Below are 239 nucleotides of genomic sequence, written 5' to 3'. Positions count from 1 at the left end.
TAAGCAAGGAATGGAAGAAAAGCAATTAAGCTAGTGAAAATCTCTCCTCGGAATTCCATAATATAATAACGATCTAACATTAAAGATTAAGATAGAGAGTGGGAAGTTCATTCTAGACAGCTAACACCGAAAAATCAAAAACCTATTTACCCTATACCGAGCATCGGTCTTGTAAACCGCCATGCTGTATACCGACCGAATACACGAGCGATATAAGAAATACAACTAACAGCAATCAC

General features: G+C 37.2%; 1 pseudogene. It reads left to right on the top strand.

Annotated features, from left to right (window positions below):
- A pseudogene (locus tag JDS95_RS31490) lies at positions 1 to 213 on the top strand (ATP-dependent protease LonB); the annotation flags it as partial.
- Positions 214 to 239 lie beyond the last annotated feature (26 nt).

It is taken from the genome of Bacillus cereus group sp. N24 (genome assembly GCF_016483345.1).
Classification (GTDB): domain Bacteria; phylum Bacillota; class Bacilli; order Bacillales; family Bacillaceae_G; genus Bacillus_A; species Bacillus_A toyonensis.
This window is presented reverse-complemented; position numbering and strand designations above follow the sequence as displayed.